This window comes from Nocardia sp. NPDC005998 (assembly GCF_040614395.1).
In the GTDB taxonomy this organism is placed as follows: domain Bacteria; phylum Actinomycetota; class Actinomycetes; order Mycobacteriales; family Mycobacteriaceae; genus Nocardia.
The window spans coordinates 1-1190 of the sequence record NZ_JBEXUI010000104.1; the positions used below are offsets into that span (position 1 = coordinate 1).

Consider the following 1190-nt stretch of genomic DNA (forward strand, 5'->3'; position numbering starts at 1 on the left):
TAACCAGAAACGCAACCACAACCGCCGAGAATGCGCTGGTGCAGGTGTGCTCTCGATGTTTACCTGCATTAGCGCATGGTGATCGCTTGTCCAGAGGGTGCGGCAGTACCCGGTTCCGCGTACCTCGACCGCGACCACCGTGACCGAGGTGCGCGGGGTCACCATGGACCGTGACGCATGAGCTGGGAGGGGTTGGGGCCCACCCCACGGAATGGGGTGGGCCCGAGATGTTTTCGCTAGGCGACCAGGTTCTTTCTAAGCTGTACGAGGGTGCCGCCATCGAGGCCGAGGCCCTGGGGCAGGAACTTTCCGAAGTCGCCGTAGGCCTGTTCCATTGCATCGATCGCGGTATCCAGGTACTCGGCACGAACCTCTTGCAGGGGGATGAGCAGATCGGGGTTCTGCATCAGTCCGGCCTGCTTCACCTGCTCGCGCAGCTTGGCATCTGCGGCGGCTCGATACTGATTCGACAGCAGATAGTCCTGGCGCGCAGTAGATTCCGGTACTCCGACCGCCCGGAGCACCACATATGTCAGCCAGCCGGTTCGATCCTTACCCGAGGTGCAGTGATACAGCGTCGCGCGGTCGGTGGCCGCCAGATCCCGAATCGTCTGCCCGAACTTTGCGCGCGAATCCGCGCTGAGGAAGCTGGTATAGACACGGCCCATGATCTCCTCGGCCTTCCCGTTCCCCAGCAGTTCCTCCTGCTTCTGTGGGTCTCGCGACTGAATGGCCGCCATCATCTGCTGGAACAACCCGGTGTCATCGATCGGCCGCGCCACCGTCTGCACTCCAGCGGGCACCTTATCGGCGCCCATGAACTGCACCTCCGCGGGCGTCCGCAGATCAACGACCGCCTTCAGATTCAATCCACCGAGCTTCTGCACATCGGAGTCGGTCAATTTCTCCAACGAATCCGACCGAATAGCCTTGCCGGACTTGACCTTCGCACCGTCATACGTCCGATACCCGCCGATATCCCGGACATTGACCGCGCCCTGCAATTCGATCCGCGCCGCAACGCTTTCCACCGTCGGCTCGGCCGTCGCCATCGGCGGCGTACCAGTAGCGGTCAACGCGAATGTCGCTAGGACAGAACCAATTAGAGCAACAACTGAATTCTTCATGGCGCGGGACAGTAGAGCCGCTTACCCGCCTCCTGCTGGCTTTCCCACCGATCTCGCCGCTAC

1 protein-coding gene is annotated in these 1190 nt (G+C 61.8%); it reads right to left on the reverse strand.

Annotated elements, in window-relative coordinates:
• Positions 1 to 236 precede the first annotated feature (236 nt).
• Positions 237 to 1076, reverse strand: coding sequence for a tyrosine-protein phosphatase (locus ABZ293_RS42030; protein WP_355189922.1), 840 nt, complete (start codon positions 1074 to 1076; stop codon positions 237 to 239).
• Positions 1077 to 1190 lie beyond the last annotated feature (114 nt).